Here is an 18,955-nt window from a genome sequence, read left to right on the forward strand (position 1 = left end):
CCGGGTTTTCCCCGGCACCGGGGCGGCTCCCGCGCCGGGGGGAGGGGTCTCTCCGTCCCCTCACCCCGCCCGGCCTCCGGGCGTGTGTATCCCGGGGTGCGCCCTTCCGGAACGACCCGGCGGGGTTTCAGCAGAGCCCGAATGATATTCTTTCCGGCGTAGCCGGTTCATTGCCCCATCGGGGCGATCCTTCCGCCCTGTGGGGCGATTGTGTTATATGTTAGCACGCTACACACTAACATAGCATGTTGTTCGGGTTACCTTTCCATACGGGACTCATCGTGAGCGGCGCTGTCGCTCTCGTCATCGTGGTGCTCACCCTCTGGGGGCTCCGGTTTAAGGAGGCCCCCTGATGGCGGATATCGTAACACTCGCCCTGATCGGGCTGTACTTCGTCGTGCTCATCGGCATCGGGAGCTGGGCCTCCAAAAAGATCCATAACACCGAAGACTACATCCTTGCCGGGCGGTCGCTCGGGTTCTGGGTCTTTACGATCCTGATCGTCTGCTCGATCTGCAGCGGCATGACCCTGCTCGGCGTCAGCGGCTTTGGCTACAACTCAGGCTGGCCCGGGATATGGGAGCAGATCTTCGTCCCGCTCGCGGCCGCGTTCTGCATCATCGTCTTTGGGGTGAAACTGAACGCCGTCGGGAAGGAGCGGGGCTACCTGACCGTCCAGGACTACCTTGCGGAACGGTTCGAGAGCCCGCGGGCGCTCCGGGGCCTCTCGGCCATTGCGGGCATCGTCGTCTCGCTGATCTACCTTGTGGGGCAATACGCCGCGATCAGCATCGTGCTTGTCTGGCTCTTCGGTATCCCGCACTGGCAGGCGCTCCTTATATCCGGGATCATCATCACCGCCTACACGGTCGTTGGGGGGCTCTACGCCGTATCCTGGACGACCCTCTTCCAGGGCGGGATCCTGATCCTCGGCGTGATCCTGATGGCCCCGCCCGTCATCGCGAGCGCCGGCGGGCTTGCTCACATCGATACCGTGCTTGCCGGGATCGACCCGAACTTCGTCGAGCCCTGGTACCCGAGCCCACCCTACGCCTCATACGCCTACGCGACGCCGGAGTTCCTCGTCTCGTTTGGGATTCTCCTGATGGTCGGGCTCGCCTGCGCGCCGCACGTCGTCAACAACGTCCTCGCTGCAAAGGAGGCCCGCTACTTCAGGTGGGCGCCGCTCGTCGCGTTTGCGATCTACGCGGTCGTGATGTTCCTCGTGAAGTTCACCGGGTTTGCCGTCCGGTCGCTCGTCGAGGAGGGGACGCTCGTGCTCCCGGGCGCCGTGAACGCGCAGGACTACGCCTTCATCGTCGGCGTCGAGCACGCCATGCCGAACGTGGCGTTCTGGGCGCTCTTTGCGGTGATCGTCCTCGCAGCGGTGATGTCCACGACCGACCGGCTTATGCTCACCGTCGGCACCATGTTCGCGTGGGACGTCTACAAGAACATTCTCCGGCCCTCGGCGTCCGACGATGAGGTCCTCCTCGTCTCGAAGGTCGCGGTCGTCCTCGGGGCCGGCGGCACGCTCCTGCTCGCGGTCAACCCGCCGCCGATGCTCGCGTGGCTGATCTGGATGGGCATCGGGGTCATGCTCGCGACGTTCGCGGTCCCACTGCTCGCCGGGCTCTACTGGCGCGGCGCCACCGGGGATGGGGCAATCGCGAGTATGGCGACCGGGCTCGTCGCGGCCGCGGCCTTCGGCTACTGGCACCAGTTCGTATCGCCGCTTCCCATGCACTTCAGCTTCTTTGCGCTCCTGCTCTCGGCCCTCGTCATGGTCGTCGTGAGCCTCCTCTCCGCCCGGAACTCCCCTGCCGCGCTCGACAACACACGGACCGGCTGGTTCATCCAGTCGGGATAACACTTCTTTTTTGTGCCGCAGGGAGCATCCCCGCCGGGGAAGGCGGTCCTGCTGCCGGGTCTGCGTTCGCGCCGGTTCGGGTGTCCGGTTGTCGAAATCCTTTGAAGGGATACGGATCGTCTTTCTCCCCGGCCACCATACCGGTGAAACCCGCCATCATCGGGAAAGTCACATTCAGCCCCATATCTCTGATTACCGGCGCATCCGGTACGCATAGTCGACACACCGTCAAAACCTCTTCTTTTCCTCCGCAAGGTATATCCGTCCGCCTGTTTCACGCCAGTATGTGAAACCCGGGCGGCAGGCACCAGCACAACGACGGAAAGCCACGCTTCCGGCACGGCCAAGGTCGGTGAACGGGGCAGGACCGTTATCCCCGGAGGAAGCACCGGTGACCTTCCCGTTCCAATCCGGCGGCACCCTGCAGGTGGGGGAGGTGGGGAATCGCCGTTGTCGAGGCGAACGGATCCCCTGCCGCGGCCATGAAGATAACTGAGCAGGCACCCGGGAGATAACCTCAGGAAGATAAAATCATGCGGATCTGTATCATTTCCGGGAGCCCCAAAGGAGAGATGAGCGTCACCCTGCAGTACGTCCGGTTCCTTGAGCAGGCATTTCCGGATCATTCCTTCGCCGTTGTGCATGTGGGAAGGGAGATCAGGGCGATTGAACAGCAGGAGGAAGTATGGAACGGGCTGCTCACCACGGTAAAGGAATCCGACGGCGTGCTCTGGGCAACCCCGGTCTACGTCATGCTGGTCCCGGCCCAGCTGAAGCGTTTCATCGAACTGATCGGCACCCGGAACGCAACGGAGACGTTTGCAGGGAAGTATACCGCCGCGCTCACCACCTCCATCCACTACTTTGATCACACCGCCCATGCCTACCTGCACGGGGTCTGCGACGACCTCGGCATGCGCTATGTCGGTTTCTGCTCGGCCCACATGCAGGATCTCGAAGGGGAGACGTTTCAGGAGCAGCTCATCCTGTTCTTCTCCGATTTCCTGGAGGCGATTGCAGGACGGAGGCCGGTCCAGAGAGCATTTCCACAGTTGCCCGCAATCTCTTCTCATTACATCCCAGAGAGTCCGCCGGCCGCGGTGGACACCCACGGAAAACGGATGGTCATCCTGCACGATGCGGAACCGGGTTCTGACCTCGCGGCGATGGTCGGCAAGCTCGCGGCATGTTATTCGGATCCAATCCAGGTTGCCCACATCCGGGACGCCGCGATGAAAGGCGCCTGCCGGGGATGCTGCCGGTGCGCCTTTGACAACACCTGTATTTATGACGACGGATTTCGGGCGTTCTGGGATACGTACGTTGTTCCGGCGGATATCCTGGTCATGGCCGGGACCATCCGGGACCGCTTCTTTTCGGCCGCCTGGAAGCAGTTCTTCGACCGGAGCTTCTTCAACGGCCACATACCCGCATTTAAGGGAAAGCAGGTCGCATACCTGGTGGAAGGGCCGCTTGGCTATCTCGCGAACCTCCGGGAGGTTCTCACGAGCCTTGTGATGACGGAAGAAGCCAACCTTGCAGGGATCGTGACCAACGAGCCGGGGGACCCGGGCGAGATCGATGCCGCTCTGCACACCCTCGCCGAACGCATCGTGAGGCTCTCGGACCGGGGGTATATCTCAGCGGTCACCTGCCCCGCCGTGGGCGGCCATAAGATCCTCCGGGATGAACTCTGGGGAGGAATGCGAGCGACCTTCAAGGCGGACGACCGGTATTACCGGCAGCACGGGCTCTACGACTTCCCCACCCGGAACTACCTGCGGAGGCTCGGCACCCTGGCGACCTCTCTTGTCATGAGCGTCCCCAGCATCAGGCGGGAGGTGGTGAAGAATATGCCCGCCTACATGATCCAGCCTCTGCAGAGATCGATAGAAACGAGCACGATTCTCGCAAAGAGAAAGGCGGAACGGTAGCGCACCGGGGCGAAGAGCGATACCCGGTGTTCCGAAGCGGACCTCTCTGCCGTTGCAGGAACGCCGCTCCGGCACCCTGCAACTGCGCGGACGAACGTCCGGGATTCCCTGGTCGGTTCGACCTTCGTCGATCCCTGCCGTGCGGTCCCTTGACGCAGCTTCCCATGGGAAACATATTACCTGAAGCAGGCGGTTCACCCGGACATGCAACCCTTCACCATCGCCGTTCCGGAGGCTGTCCTCGACGACCTGCGCCGGCGGCTCGCCAATACCCGCTGGCCCGATGACGGTGCCGGGTGGGAGTACGGTACCGCTCTCGCGTATATGAAAGACCTGGCCGATTACTGGCTGCACCGGTACGACTGGCGCAAGCACGAGGCGTATCTGAACCGATTCGCCCAGTTCGGGGCGGAGATCGACGGGACGGGGATCCATTTCATCCACGAGCGCGGGAGGGGACCCGACCCGACGCCGGTCCTCCTGCTCCACGGCTGGCCCGACTCGTTCTATCGCTACCACCGCGCCGTCCCGATCCTGACCGGCCCGGGCACTTCGTGCCACGTGGTCGTCCCGTCCCTCCCCGGCCACGGGTTCTCCGACCGGAAGGCAATGACCACCGACGATACCGCCGACCTCTTCGCCAGGCTGATGACGGACGTGCTGGGGTACGAGAAATTCGTCGCGGCCGGCGGCGACGCCGGGGCGCTGATCGTCCAGACCCTCGCGGACCGCCACCCCGACGTCCTGCTCGGCATCCACCTGACCGACGTCGGCTACCCGGACCGGACGACGGACTACTCGACCCTCACGGGGCCCGAACTCGAATTCGCCGACTCCATCCGGGAATGGTGGACGAACGAAGGCGCCTTCAACATCGTCCAGTCGACCAAACCGCAGAGCCTCGCCTACGGGCTCGCCGACTCGCCCGCGGGCCTCGCGGCCTGGATCATGAGTTTCATGGCATCGGGCACGACCGGCGAGGAGGTTGAGAAACGCATCGGCCGCGACGACCTGCTCACTAACATCATGATCTACTGGGTCACGCAGACGGCCGCCTCGTCCGTCCGCAGGTACTACCTCGACGCCCATGCGCCCCTGGGACCCTGGCAGCGCACCTCGGTCCCGGCGGCCGTCGCTCATCCGCCCCGGGACGCCCCGCTGCCCCGCGAGTGGGCGGAGCGCAGGGTGAACCTTAAGCGCTTCACCGAACTCCCCTGCGGCGGGCACTTCGCGGCCTGGGAGGAGCCCGAACTCTACGCAGCGGACCTGCGGGGGTTTCTCCGCGAACTTCGCAACCCCGGGCGCCCTTCCGGGCCGGCCCCCCGCGGATCGCCCTGATGGGCGCCGCGTCCCCAGCCCGGAACAGGCAATTCCCGCCGGACGGATGGTCAACCATATATGGTTTCGGCAGTAAACAGTATGAACGTGAAAACGGCGGTACTGGGCGGCGGTCTCACCGGGGTCACGCTGGCCCGCCTGCTCCACGAACGGGGCGACGACGTGACCGTTCTCGAACGCGGCGAGACGATCGGGGGGCTCTGCCGCTCGAAGACGGAGGCGGGTTTCACGTTCGATGTCGGGGGGTCGCACATCATCTTCTCCCGCGACGCGGAAGTCCTCTCCTTCATGCTCTCGGTCCTCGGCGGGAACGCCGACCGGCGGAAACGGAATACGAAGATCCTCTATAAAGGGCGCTACGTCAAATATCCCTTCGAGAACGGCCTTGCGGATCTGCCCGCCGAAGACCGTTTCTTCTGCATCAACGAGTTCGTGAAAAACCTCATCGCCATCGAGAAAGGCGAGGTCCCGCCGCCGACGAACTTCGCCGAGTGGATCGTCTCCACCTTCGGCCGGGGCATCGCCGACTGCTACATGCTCCCCTACAACGAGAAGATCTGGAACTACCCGGCGGACCGGATGTCGCACCACTGGGTGGAAGGGCGGATCCCGCGCCCGCCGGTCGAGGACATCATCCGCTCGGCCGTCGGGATCGAGACCGAAGGTTACGTCCACCAGGCGGTCTTCTCCTACCCGGTGCAGGGCGGGATCGAGGCTTTGATCCACGCGATCGCAGAACCGGTCCTCCCCGCCGTCCGGGCCAACTTTGCCGTCACCTCCATCCGCGAGGAGGACGGCGGGTTCGCCGTCAGCGACGGCAAAGAGATCGTCCGTGCAGACCGCCTGATATCGACCATCCCCCTCCAGAACCTGCTCCCGTGTCTTTCGGGCGTCCCGGCCGAGGTGCAGGCGGCGTGCGACGCCCTCCGGTACAACTCCCTCTGCTCGGTCTTCATCGGGCTTGAGGGAGAGGTCCCCGACATATCCTGGCTCTACGTCCCCGACGAGGCGACCGGGCTCTTCAACCGGGTATCGTTCCCCTCTAACTACAGCAGCAAGGTCGCCCCGCGGGGCCACTCCTCGATCCTTGCCGAGATCACCTACAACGATGGAGACCGCATCTCCCGGATGACGGACGCCGACCTGATCGACCATACCGTCAGATCGCTCGTCGCCGCCGGGCTCGTCCCCTCCCCTGATGCGGTCGTCTACACCGGCGTCGAGCGGCAGGAGTTCGCTTACGTCGTCTATGATATCGATTACCAGAAAAACATCAGGATCGTCAGGGAGTTCTGCCGGGAGCGGGGGATCGACCTCGTCGGCCGGTTCTCCCGGTTCGAGTACCTCAACATGGACGGCTGCATCCGGAGCACCCTCGACTTCGTGAGGGGGGGCGGATGAAGGTCAACATATTCGTCGAAGATTTCCGTTTCCTGCGCTACATCGGGTGCGCAACGGCTGCAAGAACCCTGTACAACCACCTTGCCCGGCTCCCCGACATGGAGGTCTCCCGCAACCTCTACCACGGCGACTTCGACCTGACCCACTACCACACCTTCGGGCCCTGGGCGATGTACCACCTGAAGTTCACCGAAGGCGTGAAGGTCCTGACCGCCCACTCGACTCCTCGGGTAAACGAGGGGAACGTCGCCTTCTCAAAGAGGATCAACACGATATACCCAAAGATCTACCGGCAGTTCGACCATATCATAACGATATCGGAGCCCTGCCACCGCGAGACCGAACAGCTCGTTCCCGAAGTCCCAAAGACCCTCATCCCGAACGGCATCGACCGGGCGTACTTCAAGCGGGACAAAAAGAAGAGGAAGTCGTTTCGCGACGAGTACGAGATCGAACCCGGTCAGAGAGTGGTGCTCTCCGTCGGCCAGCAGACTCCCCGGAAAGGCATCTACGACTTCTTCAAGCTCGCCGACCAGCACCCTGATACGACCTGGGTCTGGGTGGGCGGGTTCCCCTACGGGACGCTCTCAAAGGATTACGCGAAGATCCAGATGCAGAAGACGCATTCCCACGCAAACGTCATCTTCACCGGGGTCATCGACGACATATCCCGGGCGTACAGCGGGGCAGACGTCTTCTTCATGCCGTCGCACGCCGAGACGTTCGGCCTCGTGATCGTCGAGGCTCTCTCGGCGGGCCTCCCGGTCATCGCCCGGGATATCTTCGAGTTCCGGGAGATCTTCGGCGACTCGGTCCTCTTCTTTGGGGATCTCGACGAGGCGCGGGCTCTCGTGAACGACGATGCGGCCCTGCAGCGCTGTGCCGCCAGGGCCCGCAAATCGACGGAGAACTACGACATCACGCTTATAGCACAGCGGCATCAACAACTATACCGGGAGTTGATCGAGGGATGATCTCGGTCGTCGTTCCGACGTACAACGAAGAACAGAACATCGAGCGCTGCCTGCAGTCTCTCGCCGACCAGACGGTCCCGCGGGAGGCCTACGAGATCATCGTCGTCGACGGGAACTCAAAGGACCGGACCCGGGAGCTTGCGGAACCCCTCGCGGACAGGGTCTTTGTCCAGACGAGCAAACGGGTCGGGGGCGCGCGAAACGACGGGGCGATGGCCTCCGCGGGCGATATCATCGCGACGACCGACGCCGACTGTATCCTCCCCCGCGACTGGGTGGAGAGGATCGCAAAGAACTTTGAGGAGCGCGAGATCGTGCAGCTCTACGGCACGGTCTACCCGATCGAGGGGGGGTTCCGGAACCACCTCTCGCTCTCTGGCGCAAACGCCTTCTCGCGCCTCGGTTACCACACCCGGACGATCTACTTCACCCTCGGGTGCAACACGGCGTTCGACCGTGAGGCGTTCGTCCGGGCGGGGATGTACCGTTGCATCGACGCCGGGGACGACCTTGAGATAGCGCAACGGATGCGTAAACTCGGCAAAGTCTATCTCGACCCCGATCTCGCGGTCGGGTTCTCGATGCGGCGCTACCAGCAGTTCGGGACGCTCAAGTCGATATCGGAATGGCTGTATATCGTCCTCCGCGGCGGCGACGCCGGCGGCGTCTCCTACTCGCAGCGGGAGTACAGGTAGGCGTGACGGCTGAGCGACCCACCCCGGAGTCCTCTGCCGATGTGGTCCGCCGGTTTGACGCCTGCGGGTTTGCGCGCCTCCTCGGCCTCGAAACCGCCGGGGCGACGGGCGGGTGCGTCAGGGTGATCATGCGGACGGAGGGCATGGAGAACGCCCACGGCACGACTCACGGGGGCGCGATCTTCGCTCTTGCTGACCACGCGTTCGGCATCGCCGGAAACCTGGACGGGGTGGACCAGACGGCGATCTCCGCTCATATCCGCTATTTTTCCCCGCCGGCGACGGGCACGCTCGAGGCGGTCGCCCGCAAGGTTTCGGAGACGGAGAGGACGTCGGTATATGCGGTGGACGTCTTCTCGGGCGACCGCCGGGTCGCCTCGTTTGAGGGGATCGGGTTCAAGACCGGGGCCGTCCCGGAGCGGGGGTGGGGGGCAGGTCCTGGTGCGTGAGGAGGACCGCCCATACCGCCCACGGCCTTCGCGGCAACGTTGCACGTGAACGTTTTTGATGCGACGGTCACCTACACAACCCTGCAGTGCCCGCCCCCGTGTTTCGCGAAGTACTGCTGGTGGTACTCCTCGGCCCGCCAGAACGTCCCCGCGGGCTCGATCGCGGTGACGATGGGGCGCCTGAACCTTCCCGATCGTTCCACCGCCGCTTTCGACGCCCGTGCCGCCGCCTCCTGCTCCGGGGTATGGTAGAAGATCACCGACCGGTACTGCGTCCCGATATCGGGCCCCTGCCGGTTCAGCGTGGTCGGGTCGTGGGCGCTCCAGAAGGCGTTGAGGAGGTCGCGGTACGAAACCTCTCCGGGGTCGTAGGTCACCTGCACGACCTCGGCGTGCCCGGTCTTCCCGGTGCAGACCTCAGGGTAGGTCGGGTTCTCGAGGGTGCCCCCCATGAATCCCACCGCCGTATCCACGACGCCGTGGACCTCCCGAAACGTCTCCTCGACGCCCCAGAAACACCCCGCGCCGAACGTAGCTTTCTCGATCATCTTCTCGGGTGCCATGATATCCCCGGTATTCGGCCGGTCTTTCCGAAAAATGTATCGATACCCCGACTCCCCGGAGGGCATACCCTTATCTTTATCCGGTGCCACCTACTCCCATGGTCTTTGAGTCAGACGCCGTGGAGACGGTAGCCCGGCTGATGGCGCTCTCTGCGCGCACCGCTCCGAAAGCACGGGGGATCGACGTGATCCGGACGATGATCGTCACCGGGGATGACCGGAGCGCGCTTGCCGGGGCGATGCGGGAGTATGGTGAACGGCATAACGCCGGGTTCTTCATCCGGGATGCGGGCAACGTCGAGGCAAGCGACGCCTGCCTCCTCATCGGCTCGCTCCTCGCCGACGCCGTGGGCCTCGACTGCGGTGGGTGCGGGTATCCCACCTGTGCGGAGATGCTCGAGGCGCAGGGGAGGCCTCTCCCGCAGGCAACCCCGTTCCGCGGCCCGAATTGTGTCGTCAGGATGGCGGACATCGGGATCGCGGTCGGCTCGGCGGTAAAGACCGCGAGCATCCACAACGTCGACAACCGGGTCATGTACTCGGTCGGCGTCGGCGCGCTCTCGCTTGGGTGGCTCGAAGGGTGCGGCGTCGCCTACGGCATTCCGCTCCGGGCATCTGGAAAGGATATCTTCTTTGACCGCACACGCTGAAACGAAGTGACAAAATGCCCATCATGAAGATCCGCGGAGGGGATCTCGACCTCGTCGAGTACGAGTTCACCTCCTTCTCCCCCGGCGAGCATATCAGGCCGTGCGGGCTCCAGAAAGAGTACCGGCTCGCGCCGGTTGCCGGCACCGTCGTCGTCCGCGCCCCGGCGAGGATCCACCTCACCGTGCTCGACATGAACCGGTTCTCCCCGGACCACCCCGGCGGGGGCGGGATCGGGTTTGCCATCGGGGTCTACTGTACCGCTGAGGTCGAGTGTACGCCGTCAGGGCTCTCGATCGACTACTCCCGCGAACCGATCCTCCGGCACTTTGTGGAGGCGTTCCGGCAGGTCGTCGGCTACACGGGCGGATTCCGGATCCGGGCGCGCGACCACCAGTACGAGCACGTGGGGCTCGGGTCCACGAGCACCATCCTGATTGCGGTCGCAAACGCTCTCAATACCGCCGTGGGCTCGCCGCTGACCCCCGACGAGCTCCGCCTGCTCCTCGGCAACAACTTCGTCGAGGAGACGGAGGCCGGGAACGTCGCGTTCGGGTTCGAGACCGGCGTCGGCCCCGCCGCGAGCACCTACGGCGGGATGGCGGTGATGGGCGACGATCTCGCGCTCGTCTACCGGCACCCCTTCGGGACGGGGAAACAGGTCTACATCGTCATACCGTCCTCCGGCGTCTCGTCGGCGGGGGAGAAGGAGTTTGACCTCCTGATGAACAAGGCCCGGACCCTCGATTACCGCGACCGCGCGCTGAAGTCCTATCTCATCCTGATGGACCTCATCCCGGCGCTGGAGCGCGGGGACCTTGCAACAGTCGGCGACGTCGTCTGGGAGATCGAGTTCCGGGGCTCGAAACGCGCCGAGGTGGAGCATCACGGCTTTGAGATCTACCGTTATATGGCGGCGCTCCGGGATGCCGGGCTCGAGTTCGTCGGCATGAGCTCGGTCGGCCCCTCCATCGCGGTCATCACCGGCCGGCCGGAGGAGGAGGTGGCAGAGATCCTCGCAAAGGCAGGGCTCCGGATCGCGATCGCGACGACGGTGGATAACGAGGGGTTGAAGATCCGGGTGGAAGAGCGGGCATAGGGCGGCTACCCGGCCTCAAAATCTCATTTTTATTCCGGCAAAATATGTCACCGAGAGGTTCAATTATTCGTTTACGTCCCGTCGCGCCTCGCACTGAGGATAACGACTACAATCCCGATGATGAAGGCAACCACCCCGGTTGCTGCCCAGAACAGTGATCTGCCCACGATTGGTTCGCAATTCGCGACACAGAGTATCGGACGCATCTGAATAAGTGCTGCGCCTTGTAGGAGCCAGAGCAGACCAAGGAGTGCAATAAAGGCGCCGACGAGCACGCCCACAACCTGTATTGGTTTCATTCCTAATCCGTTGCTGTGGATTATTTTATATTAAAATTACGAACATCACAGACAGATGCCGGAGAACATGTGATGCCGCGATCGTCATAGGGGGCTTATACCCATACCGTATCGAAATCCTTTGCGCAAACTCGCTCCCGGTAGACGGATGGGCACCTATATGGGCACATCGCTCAACAGCCACCGTCTTCCCGGCATTGCAGATTTTATAGAAATCATCTTATAATACATGCCGGATACTGACTTCTGGTAATGCATATGGAACTGAGGGCGCAATTTACAGATGACGAATGGAGGAACCTCGTCAGTTTACCGTACGCGATCTCAATGGCGGTTATTGTCGCTGCACCATCGGTCCTGGGTGCGTGGGGCGAAATGAAAGCCATGATACAGGAACCCACACACCTGGCAGCCGCAAGCGGCAGTGCTCTGGTCGGCCTCATATCGGCCGAGATGCAATCAAAGGGAAAGGAGTTGATTAAAGAGCAACAGGACCTGATGAAGCACGACCAGACGGGCTACAGGAATACAACCATCAAGGCGGCAAAATCTGCTTCCTCAACCCTGTCCAGGGTATCTCCCGACGAGGCAATGGCTTACAAAAAGTGGTCGCTGGCGATAGGCCGGAAGGTTGCCGAAGCAGCAAAGGAGCATGGCGTTGCTATTAGTGAGCCGGAAGAGGCGGTCCTCGGCGAGATCTCCGACGCTTTCGGCATCAGTGCAGAGATCGCCGCTTAAGGAGGGAGAACTGAAGCGCTCTTTTCATTTTTCCGTTCGATCTCGTAATCGCCGGACGGTTCATGCATTTTATCCTCTGATTATCCCGGGCCTATGAGGGGTAATGGCGTTGCGGAACCGCCACCCACCCCATGCACCTGAAACCTACCCGGGAAGAAGTTGAACGGCCGGATCTGCTCCTTCCGTTTTACCTACTCTCAGAGCCTTGAGCCGATGGAGCACGTTCAGATGCTGTTCTTCCGGTAGTCGTACTCCCCGCTCGCGATCCGCTCCATCACAATCTCCCCTACGGCCCCAAGCCGGTTCCCGGGGAAGTACCCCGAAGAGATGCTCGTCCCCCCGGTCGAGGAGAGGAGATGCACCCTCGCCCTCGCGACCCCGAAGAGCCGGGCGACCGGGCCCTGCGTGACCCGGACCATCTGGACCTTGTCGTAGTTCATCACGACGGTCTCGCGGTCGACGGCGCCGTTCACGAAGGTGAAGAGGTCGCGTCCGGTATCGAACTCCGTGATCCGGCAGGAGACCCGCGTCGCGTAGAAGATCGCGAGGACAGCGAGGGCCGTCGCGAGGGGGAGCACCCAGGGGAGGACGACCCCGGCGGCCCCGGCCAGGGCTGAAGCCTCGCGGTAGACGTAGATCAACGGGTAGGTCATCGCCAGGACGAGCGCGAGCGACGCTATCGTGGCCCGGACCAGAAGGACGCCCCTTGCACCCGCCGGCTGCTTTTCCGGGTTCCGATCGTAGACAAACTCCGGCACCAGCTCGCGGAGAAGCTTCTGCTGCGTCGCATCGTCCTTTAAGAGGCAGAGGACGGGGTGGAGACTCTCCCCGGTCCCGGACGCGAGCCCTACAACCTCGGCCTCGATGCACGACCGGCGCAGGGAGCCGGGCCGCAAGCGTGCTCTTCACGCGGACAGCGTTGACCCGTGAGACCTTGAACGATGTTTTATAGGTTCTGAAGAAGCCGTGCTCCAGGTAGATCGTCTCCCCCCGGCGGTAGACCCTGTAGTTGTAGTAGCGGAAGATGAGCGAGACCGCCGGCGCTACCTGGAGGGCGACGAAGCTCAGCAACGAGACGAGCGCTCTGCCGTCCCCCCGAATCCCGTGCCCGCAGAGGTGTAGAGTTCAAAAATCGAGTAGGCGAGAAAGACGGAGCCGAGGAGTGTCTGGTATGTCGAAACGCTGAAGAGGCCGTGGACGATCACGTCCGCCGGGGAAAACGAGACGAGAGACTCCGCCGGCTCGTCCTCGTCCGGCAAGACCTCCCGGTCGCAGCGGCGCTCCAGGATTGCGGACCGCAGTTCGTCCGCCATATCCTCGCGGAACGTCAGGACCGCCTCCGGGACAGTCGCGCTGCTGCCCGAGTTGATGTTGATCTGCAACTTCGATGTCCCGAAGAGCCTGTTTACGATGCCACGGTTCACATTGACCGATGCGATCTTCGCGTAGGGGAGGGTCTTCTTCATCTTGAAGAGGGTGTCCCGCTCCACCACGATCTCCGTCTCGCCGAACCGGATGATCGTCAGCTTCCACTGCCGGTAGTTGAAGAGCAGCAGCGCGACGACGGCGGCCGCAAGCACGCCCGCCACTGCCGTCGTCTCGAACCGCATAACGAGGAGCGCGACGAGGACTACGACGGAGAGCGAGTTCTCGACGATGACGCTCGGGTGGCACCTCACCCTCTCGCCGGGCGCGGTCATCTCAGTCCCCTGCATCAGTCACCCGTGGGCTCCGTTGCCGGCACCCCCGGCCCCGGCACGCGCTCCTTGAGAGGATCCGGCGCCGGTGCAGATCGATCTCTGTAGGACGTACGCTCTTAAAAAGTGATATTTTTACCAGAGCAAAGAGGGCGTGCGCCGTGCAATTAAGTTATATTTAAATAAACATGCACACGATTTTCATGGTATGAAACCAGTTGTCATATTACTAGCACTGTTAGTTGGCTTTCTGTTGGTCTGTGGGTGTACTCTAAATGGCGGTACCGTTAACACCTCTGAAACCCCCCAGCCGACGGTGCAACAGCCCACTGCAGTTTCGCAACCATCACCGTCAAATGCGCCGAAATACCAGGCAGGGGATATTATCGATGATACTCCTAGAAACGACGGCCCTTGCTGGCTAGTTCTCTCATATGATCCAGAAACAGACATGTATGAGACGGCTGTTATTTTTAAGCACGATGACGGTTCATGGGGATATCTGCTGGACGAAGATACCGATTGGGATGAAAGAAAGTTCATCGACACAGAGTACCCTGCGTATATCGCTCACGTCGAACTGTCTGATGTAACAATCGGATCCTCCATATGAGCCAGAGACGGATGAGTGCGAAAAAGATGTTATTTTTAAGCACGAATCATTTTTTTTCTGCCGCCTGCCAATGCGCTGAGGTTCAGAAAGACGGTTGAGAGTCGTCCTGCCCCTCTCCAGGTTCGCGGCCTGTATCAACCCCGCGTCCGTGGTCCCACCCCCGGACAAACTCCCACTGGAGGACCGGGAGGTTGAACGTCGTTGAGCCAGACCGTGATATCCCGCAGCTGGTGGATGAGCTGCCGGATATAGTTCGGGGAGTAGTCAGACGACAAGGGCAAAATGGTTCATACACGAAAATATGGTTGAGAGTATATTGTTGTAATGACCGATTAGAAGTCGGTCATAATCCTGAACTGGTCGATCTCTTCGGTGCTCAGTTCCTCGAGGAACTCCTCCGCCGCGTGCTGGATATTCTTGCTCGCGGTGATGGCCCGGCCGACGACCAGGATATCCGCGCCCGCCTTGATCGCATCCTTCACGACGTGCTGCCGGATGCCGCCCGCCGTCGCGACGAGCAGCCGCTCGCCGCCCGCCTTCTTGATCGCCGGGATGTCGCCCCAGGCGTGTGCAGTATCCTCGACGTCGATGCCCCGGTGGAGTTCCACGACGTCCGGTTTCACCTTGAGCTGCTCGACGACGGCGCGGGGGTCCTCGACGTTGAGCATATCGACGACCGTGTAGATGCCCGTCTTCCGGGTGTCCTCGATCGCCTTCTCGATCGTCGAGAGGGGGGCAAGGCCCGAGATCACGACGGCGTCGGCGCCGGCGTCGGCGGTCATCCGGGCCTCGAGGTTCCCGGTGTCGAGGGTCTTTAAGTCAGCCACGATGAACGCGTTCGGCCGGATCTCGCGGATCTCGGATATGATCGAGAGCCCGAACTTCTTGATCAGCGGCGTCCCGGCCTCGATGATCAGGTGATCGTTCTGGGGCAGCGACTCAAGGACCCTCCTCATATGGTTCTTGTCCACGAGGTCCATCGCGACCTGAAGATACGGCGGGTCCCAGAGGCGCTGGACCTTGAACCCCATGACCGCGTGGGCGGCCCGGTCCTTCTCGTGCAGGAGCGTCCCGACGTCGGGGAACCGGTCGAGAGCCCGGCGGAGCGCGAGTTTCATCGCGCCGTAGTTGAACCGGTAGATCTTGTTGTAGTCCTGTGCGGTGGGGTGGACGAAGACGCTCGCCATAATGACGGTGTCCTCGATATCGATCCCCTCAAAGACGCCCTCCTCGACCGAGTCGGCGACGGCCTTCGCCACCGCTGCCTGTACGGGCCCGAACATCTGGTTCACCTGGTACTCCTTCTTTAAGGTGACCTTCGGGATGACGAGCGTCGAGGGCTTCGTCGGCAGGTTCGGCCTGATGACCGCAAGGAGCGGGGTGTGGCCCCTCGAGAGCTGCGAGATCGAGTTCGCAAACGCCTGCCCTACCGCGCCCTCTTTATTTCCCATTACCAGATCGATATGCGCAAGTTCTGCGCCGTCTCCAACCAATGCTTCACCGATGAGATACATACCAATGCCCTCAGATAGTGCACAAATATTGGTGAGACATCTATTAAAGATCACCCGGGCCGCCCCGTAAAACCGTTCGCGATACAGGTTTTTTTGAGGAGAACCGGCAATCAGGGAGGGTTTATGCCCGGGGCGAGGTCCGGCGCCGCGGGCGGATGCCCTGTGTCCGGATACGGGGACTCCGGCCACGAAGGGTCCCCCCGGACGAAGAAAGGTATTTTCCGGCCCGGGAGCATGGTCCCCCTCAATGTCGGAACTCTTCGCCCTCCAGACGCCTCTCGCGGAGCTCATCCTCAGGGCGGCCGTGATCTACTTCTTTCTCCTGATCGTCATGCGGATCATCGGCAGGCACGAGTTCGGCCAGCTGACCCCATTCAACCTCGTCCTCCTGCTCATCATATCGGAGAGCATCTCCCAGGCAATCAACGCGGGCGACAACTCGCTTCTTGCAGGGCTCATCAGTGCATCGACGCTTCTCGGCCTGAACGTGATCATCTCCGTCGCGCAGTACAAGAACGGGCAGATCCGCGGTATCGTCTCTCCCGGCGCGCTCAAGGTGATCGAGGATGGCAGGATCATCGAAAAGAGCCTCCGGCGGGAACTGATGACCCACGACGACCTCGCTGAGCGGCTCCGCGCAAAGGGTATCGCCGGGGTCCAGCAGGTCCGGGTGGCCTACATCGAGAACGACGTCGATATATCGGCGCTCACCTGCCCCGAGAGCGACCGGCACCAGGTCCGCCGGGCCTCGGCCGCCAAGAAGAGGCAAAGAGGGAATGAACGGCGGCCGGGGTGCAGAGACGCGGAGAAAGGGTGCGCGGGCTCCTGCGAAGTCAGTGCAGCAACCGGTGAACTCTCCTTTGCGTCTTTTCGCGCCTCCAGAGCCTCGCGCGTTGCTGCGAAGCTCGCGAAGGGGAGTGGGGGGCACCCGAACTGATACTTGCAGGAACAGGGCCGCTATGCTATCAGCGACGGTAGCGCAACCCGATCAATCAACCAGGAGATCTGCAGATTTCAGCCCCCGGAGCGGGCCGACAGAGATACCCGGCGGTATCCGGGAGGAGTCATAAGAATGTGGGGTCGGTGAGATTTGAACTCACGATCGACGGGTCTCTCCGACATGCATCAGTGCTCCAACGGGTCATCATCCGTCAATCAGAAGACCCATTGTTCATCACGTGCAAAGACCGCTGGAGCCCGTCGCCATTCCGGGCTTGGCCACGACCCCGCTCTCTATACAGTTGACGCCATGCAGTATAAGGGTTGCGCTGGAAGAAACCAGTAACGATATAACCGTACCGCCGCCCATTTATATAGAATGGTTGAGGGCAGTTACGCGTGTGGAAACTCGCAAAAACCCCTGATCGGCATCACCATCGGTGAGATGCTGAACCGAATTGCAGCGGCGCACCCGGATAGCGACGCACTCATCTCAGTCCACCAGAATATACGGTGGACGTATGCTGAGTTTCTCGAGCGCGTCAACACCCTTGCGCGCGCCCTCATGGCGCTCGACGTGGAGCGCGGGGACCGGGTCGCCATATGGGCGCTGAACTATGCGGAATGGATACTCGTCCAGTTCGCCACCGCGAAGATCGGCGCCATCATGGTGAACATCAACCCGGCATACCGAACCTACGAGTTCGAGTACGCCATGAAGCAGTCCGAGGTGCAGACGCTCCTCCTCCAGGGCCGGTTCAAGACGTCCGATTATGTCGGCATGTTCTACGAGTCCTGCCCCGAGGCGTTCGAGGCGAAGCCGGGCCGGATCAACAGCGACAAATTCCCGTTCCTAAAGAACGTCGTCTTCCTTGGCGATATCCCCTACAACGGCATGTACACCTGGGACGACCTCCTCGCGAAGGCCGCGCTCATCAGCCCCGACGAGCTCCGGGAGCGGGAAGAGTCGCTCGACTTCGACGACGCGGTCAACATCCAGTACACCAGCGGGACCACCGGCTTCCCGAAAGGGGTTGTCCTGACCCACCACAACATCTTAAACAACGGGTTCATCATCGGCGAGGGGATGAAGTTCACCCACGAGGACCGGCTCTGCATCCCGGTGCCCTTCTACCACTGTTTCGGCATGGTCCTCTCCAACATGGCCTGCGTCACCCACGGCGCCGCGATGGTCCTGCCCTCACCGGTCTTCAACGCCGAAGCGGTCCTCACCGCGGTACAGGAGGAGCGGTGCACGGCGCTCCACGGTGTGCCGACCATGTTCATCGCCGAACTCTCTCACCCGGACTTCCCGAAATACCGGCTGGACTCGCTCCGGACCGGTATCATGGCCGGGTCGCCCTGCCCGACCGAGGTGATGCGGGAGGTCAACCAGAAGATGAACATGTCCGAGATCGTGATCGTCTACGGGCAGACGGAGACCTCCCCCGGCGTCACGATGACCACGACCGCCGACCCCCTGGAACGCCGCGTCTCCACCGTCGGGAGACCGTTCCCCCACACTGAGATCAAGATCGTCGACCCGCACACGAAACGGGTCCTCCCCCGCGGGGAGACCGGCGAGATCTGCGCCCGGGGTTACTGCGTGATGCGGTGCTACTACAACAACCCGAACGCCACCCGCGCGACGATCGACGAGAACGGCTGGAACCATACCGGGGACCTCGGGGTGATGGACGAGGAGGACTACGTCAAGATCGTCGGCCGCTTGAAGGATATGGTGATCCGGGGCGGCGAGAACATCTACCCGCGCGAGATCGAGGAGTTCCTCCACAATCACCCGTTGATCGCCGACGTCTACGTGATCGGTGTCCCGGACAGGAAGTACGGGGAAGAGCTGATGGCCTGGATCAAGACGGAGAACGGGGCAAGTCTCACCGAGGCGGAGGTGAAGGAGTTCTGCCGCGGCCGGATCGCGCACTTCAAGATACCGCGGTATGTCAAGTTTGTCGACGATTTCCCGATGACGGTCTCGGGGAAGGTCATGAAGTTCAAGATGCGCGAGGCGGCGATCGAGGAGCTCGGCCTCGAGTGTGAGTCTCAGATCGAGACCGCATAAGTTTCTTTTTTTGCCCCGGGCGGGCCTGCCGGGGGCGATGGTGGCCGCCCGGGCCCGATTCGGGATGAGTTGCCGCGTGCAGGCCCCGCCTTCGCCCCGGGAAC

At 62.3% G+C, this 18,955-nt stretch carries 18 protein-coding genes and 1 tRNA gene; 13 read left to right on the top strand and 6 right to left on the bottom strand.

Annotated elements, in window-relative coordinates:
- The first annotated feature begins 352 nt into the window (after positions 1-352).
- The 7 genes from QZ408_RS07750 to QZ408_RS07780 all read left to right on the top strand — a co-directional run bounded on the left by QZ408_RS07750 (position 353) and on the right by QZ408_RS07780 (position 8,661).
- A complete protein-coding gene (locus QZ408_RS07750; protein WP_292490683.1) occupies positions 353-1,870 on the top strand; it encodes a sodium:solute symporter family protein in 1,518 nt (505 codons plus the stop codon).
- 533 nt (positions 1,871-2,403) lie between these two features.
- Entirely contained in the window at positions 2,404-3,804 is a 1,401-nt protein-coding gene (locus tag QZ408_RS07755) for an NAD(P)H-dependent oxidoreductase (RefSeq protein WP_292490684.1), read from the top strand.
- Positions 3,805-4,008: 204 nt separating this feature from the next.
- Entirely contained in the window at positions 4,009-5,142 is a 1,134-nt protein-coding gene (locus QZ408_RS07760; protein ID WP_292490686.1) for an epoxide hydrolase family protein, read from the top strand.
- 81 nt (positions 5,143-5,223) lie between these two features.
- Positions 5,224-6,543 (top strand): FAD-dependent oxidoreductase, encoded by a 1,320-nt coding sequence (locus QZ408_RS07765; RefSeq protein WP_292490687.1) that lies wholly within the window; start codon positions 5,224-5,226, stop codon positions 6,541-6,543.
- Entirely contained in the window at positions 6,540-7,517 is a 978-nt protein-coding gene (locus QZ408_RS07770) for a glycosyltransferase family 4 protein (RefSeq protein ID WP_292490688.1), read from the top strand. Before QZ408_RS07765 ends, QZ408_RS07770 begins: the two co-directional genes overlap by 4 nt.
- Positions 7,514-8,212 (top strand): glycosyltransferase, encoded by a 699-nt coding sequence (locus QZ408_RS07775; protein WP_292490689.1) that lies wholly within the window; start codon positions 7,514-7,516, stop codon positions 8,210-8,212. Before QZ408_RS07770 ends, QZ408_RS07775 begins: the two co-directional genes overlap by 4 nt.
- 2 nt (positions 8,213-8,214) lie before the next feature.
- On the top strand, positions 8,215-8,661 hold the full coding sequence (locus QZ408_RS07780; protein ID WP_292490690.1) for a PaaI family thioesterase: 447 nt from the start codon (positions 8,215-8,217) through the stop codon (positions 8,659-8,661).
- A gap of 71 nt (positions 8,662-8,732) precedes the next feature.
- Here the strand turns inward: QZ408_RS07780 and msrA are convergent, their stop codons facing one another.
- The gene (gene msrA / locus QZ408_RS07785) at positions 8,733-9,224 is read right to left on the bottom strand and encodes a peptide-methionine (S)-S-oxide reductase MsrA (protein WP_292490691.1); all 492 of its coding nucleotides are present in this window, start codon (positions 9,222-9,224) and stop codon (positions 8,733-8,735) included.
- Between the two features lie 98 nt (positions 9,225-9,322).
- On the opposite strand from msrA, the gene QZ408_RS07790 reads away from it, so the two are divergent.
- A complete protein-coding gene (locus tag QZ408_RS07790) occupies positions 9,323-9,874 on the top strand; it encodes a DUF2148 domain-containing protein (RefSeq protein ID WP_292490692.1) in 552 nt (183 codons plus the stop codon).
- Between the two features lie 14 nt (positions 9,875-9,888).
- Positions 9,889-10,971 carry a GHMP kinase gene (locus QZ408_RS07795; RefSeq protein WP_292490693.1) on the top strand — a complete coding sequence of 361 codons (1,083 nt, stop codon included), beginning with the start codon at positions 9,889-9,891 and terminating at the stop codon, positions 10,969-10,971.
- Positions 10,972-11,042: 71 nt separating this feature from the next.
- Here QZ408_RS07795 and QZ408_RS07800 read toward each other — a convergent pair whose 3' ends face one another.
- On the bottom strand, positions 11,043-11,270 hold the full coding sequence (locus QZ408_RS07800) for a hypothetical protein (protein ID WP_292490694.1): 228 nt from the start codon (positions 11,268-11,270) through the stop codon (positions 11,043-11,045).
- Positions 11,271-11,528: 258 nt separating this feature from the next.
- Between QZ408_RS07800 and QZ408_RS07805 the strand changes: the two genes are divergently transcribed.
- Positions 11,529-12,008, top strand: a complete 480-nt coding sequence (locus QZ408_RS07805; protein ID WP_292490695.1) for a hypothetical protein — start codon at positions 11,529-11,531, stop codon at positions 12,006-12,008.
- Positions 12,009-12,232: 224 nt separating this feature from the next.
- On the opposite strand, the gene QZ408_RS07810 is transcribed toward QZ408_RS07805, so the two are convergent.
- Positions 12,233-12,904 carry a PH domain-containing protein gene (locus tag QZ408_RS07810; RefSeq protein WP_292490696.1) on the bottom strand — a complete coding sequence of 224 codons (672 nt, stop codon included), beginning with the start codon at positions 12,902-12,904 and terminating at the stop codon, positions 12,233-12,235.
- Between the two features lie 168 nt (positions 12,905-13,072).
- Positions 13,073-13,723: a PH domain-containing protein gene (locus tag QZ408_RS07815; protein WP_292490697.1), complete on the bottom strand. Its 651-nt coding sequence runs from the start codon at positions 13,721-13,723 to the stop codon at positions 13,073-13,075.
- Between the two features lie 190 nt (positions 13,724-13,913).
- Between QZ408_RS07815 and QZ408_RS07820 the strand changes: the two genes are divergently transcribed.
- Positions 13,914-14,318, top strand: coding sequence for a hypothetical protein (locus QZ408_RS07820; RefSeq protein ID WP_292490699.1), 405 nt, complete (start codon positions 13,914-13,916; stop codon positions 14,316-14,318).
- A gap of 332 nt (positions 14,319-14,650) precedes the next feature.
- On the opposite strand, the gene QZ408_RS07825 is transcribed toward QZ408_RS07820, so the two are convergent.
- Positions 14,651-15,832, bottom strand: a complete 1,182-nt coding sequence (locus tag QZ408_RS07825) for a bifunctional 5,6,7,8-tetrahydromethanopterin hydro-lyase/3-hexulose-6-phosphate synthase (protein WP_292490700.1) — start codon at positions 15,830-15,832, stop codon at positions 14,651-14,653.
- 247 nt (positions 15,833-16,079) lie between these two features.
- On the opposite strand from QZ408_RS07825, the gene QZ408_RS07830 reads away from it, so the two are divergent.
- Complete coding sequence (locus QZ408_RS07830) at positions 16,080-16,769, top strand: YetF domain-containing protein (RefSeq protein WP_292490701.1); 690 nt, start codon at positions 16,080-16,082, stop codon at positions 16,767-16,769.
- Positions 16,770-16,907: 138 nt separating this feature from the next.
- On the opposite strand, the gene QZ408_RS07835 is transcribed toward QZ408_RS07830, so the two are convergent.
- A tRNA-Trp gene (locus QZ408_RS07835) sits at positions 16,908-17,060 on the bottom strand.
- Between the two features lie 90 nt (positions 17,061-17,150).
- Between QZ408_RS07835 and QZ408_RS07840 the strand changes: the two genes are divergently transcribed.
- The gene (locus QZ408_RS07840) at positions 17,151-18,851 is read left to right on the top strand and encodes an AMP-binding protein (protein WP_292490703.1); all 1,701 of its coding nucleotides are present in this window, start codon (positions 17,151-17,153) and stop codon (positions 18,849-18,851) included.
- Positions 18,852-18,955: the final 104 nt, after the last annotated feature.

Origin of the sequence: Methanoculleus sp. 10, from assembly GCF_913757945.1 — an archaeon.
Classification (GTDB): Archaea; Halobacteriota; Methanomicrobia; order Methanomicrobiales; family Methanoculleaceae; genus Methanoculleus.

What these genes read in the sequence shown, in the direction of transcription:
- QZ408_RS07750 (WP_292490683.1), top strand. Translation starts at nt 353, where the DNA reads ATGGCGGATATCGTAACACTCGCCCTGATCGGGCTGTACTTCGTCGTG.
- QZ408_RS07755 (WP_292490684.1), top strand. Translation starts at nt 2,404, where the DNA reads ATGCGGATCTGTATCATTTCCGGGAGCCCCAAAGGAGAGATGAGCGTC.
- QZ408_RS07760 (WP_292490686.1), top strand. Translation starts at nt 4,009, where the DNA reads ATGCAACCCTTCACCATCGCCGTTCCGGAGGCTGTCCTCGACGACCTG.
- QZ408_RS07765 (WP_292490687.1), top strand. Translation starts at nt 5,224, where the DNA reads ATGAACGTGAAAACGGCGGTACTGGGCGGCGGTCTCACCGGGGTCACG.
- QZ408_RS07770 (WP_292490688.1), top strand. Translation starts at nt 6,540, where the DNA reads ATGAAGGTCAACATATTCGTCGAAGATTTCCGTTTCCTGCGCTACATC.
- QZ408_RS07775 (WP_292490689.1), top strand. Translation starts at nt 7,514, where the DNA reads ATGATCTCGGTCGTCGTTCCGACGTACAACGAAGAACAGAACATCGAG.
- msrA (WP_292490691.1), bottom strand. Translation starts at nt 9,224, where the DNA reads ATGGCACCCGAGAAGATGATCGAGAAAGCTACGTTCGGCGCGGGGTGT.
- QZ408_RS07790 (WP_292490692.1), top strand. Translation starts at nt 9,323, where the DNA reads ATGGTCTTTGAGTCAGACGCCGTGGAGACGGTAGCCCGGCTGATGGCG.
- QZ408_RS07795 (WP_292490693.1), top strand. Translation starts at nt 9,889, where the DNA reads ATGCCCATCATGAAGATCCGCGGAGGGGATCTCGACCTCGTCGAGTAC.
- QZ408_RS07800 (WP_292490694.1), bottom strand. Translation starts at nt 11,270, where the DNA reads ATGAAACCAATACAGGTTGTGGGCGTGCTCGTCGGCGCCTTTATTGCA.
- QZ408_RS07805 (WP_292490695.1), top strand. Translation starts at nt 11,529, where the DNA reads ATGGAACTGAGGGCGCAATTTACAGATGACGAATGGAGGAACCTCGTC.
- QZ408_RS07815 (WP_292490697.1), bottom strand. Translation starts at nt 13,723, where the DNA reads ATGCAGGGGACTGAGATGACCGCGCCCGGCGAGAGGGTGAGGTGCCAC.
- QZ408_RS07820 (WP_292490699.1), top strand. Translation starts at nt 13,914, where the DNA reads ATGAAACCAGTTGTCATATTACTAGCACTGTTAGTTGGCTTTCTGTTG.
- QZ408_RS07825 (WP_292490700.1), bottom strand. Translation starts at nt 15,832, where the DNA reads ATGTATCTCATCGGTGAAGCATTGGTTGGAGACGGCGCAGAACTTGCG.
- QZ408_RS07830 (WP_292490701.1), top strand. Translation starts at nt 16,080, where the DNA reads ATGTCGGAACTCTTCGCCCTCCAGACGCCTCTCGCGGAGCTCATCCTC.
- QZ408_RS07840 (WP_292490703.1), top strand. Translation starts at nt 17,151, where the DNA reads ATGGTTGAGGGCAGTTACGCGTGTGGAAACTCGCAAAAACCCCTGATC.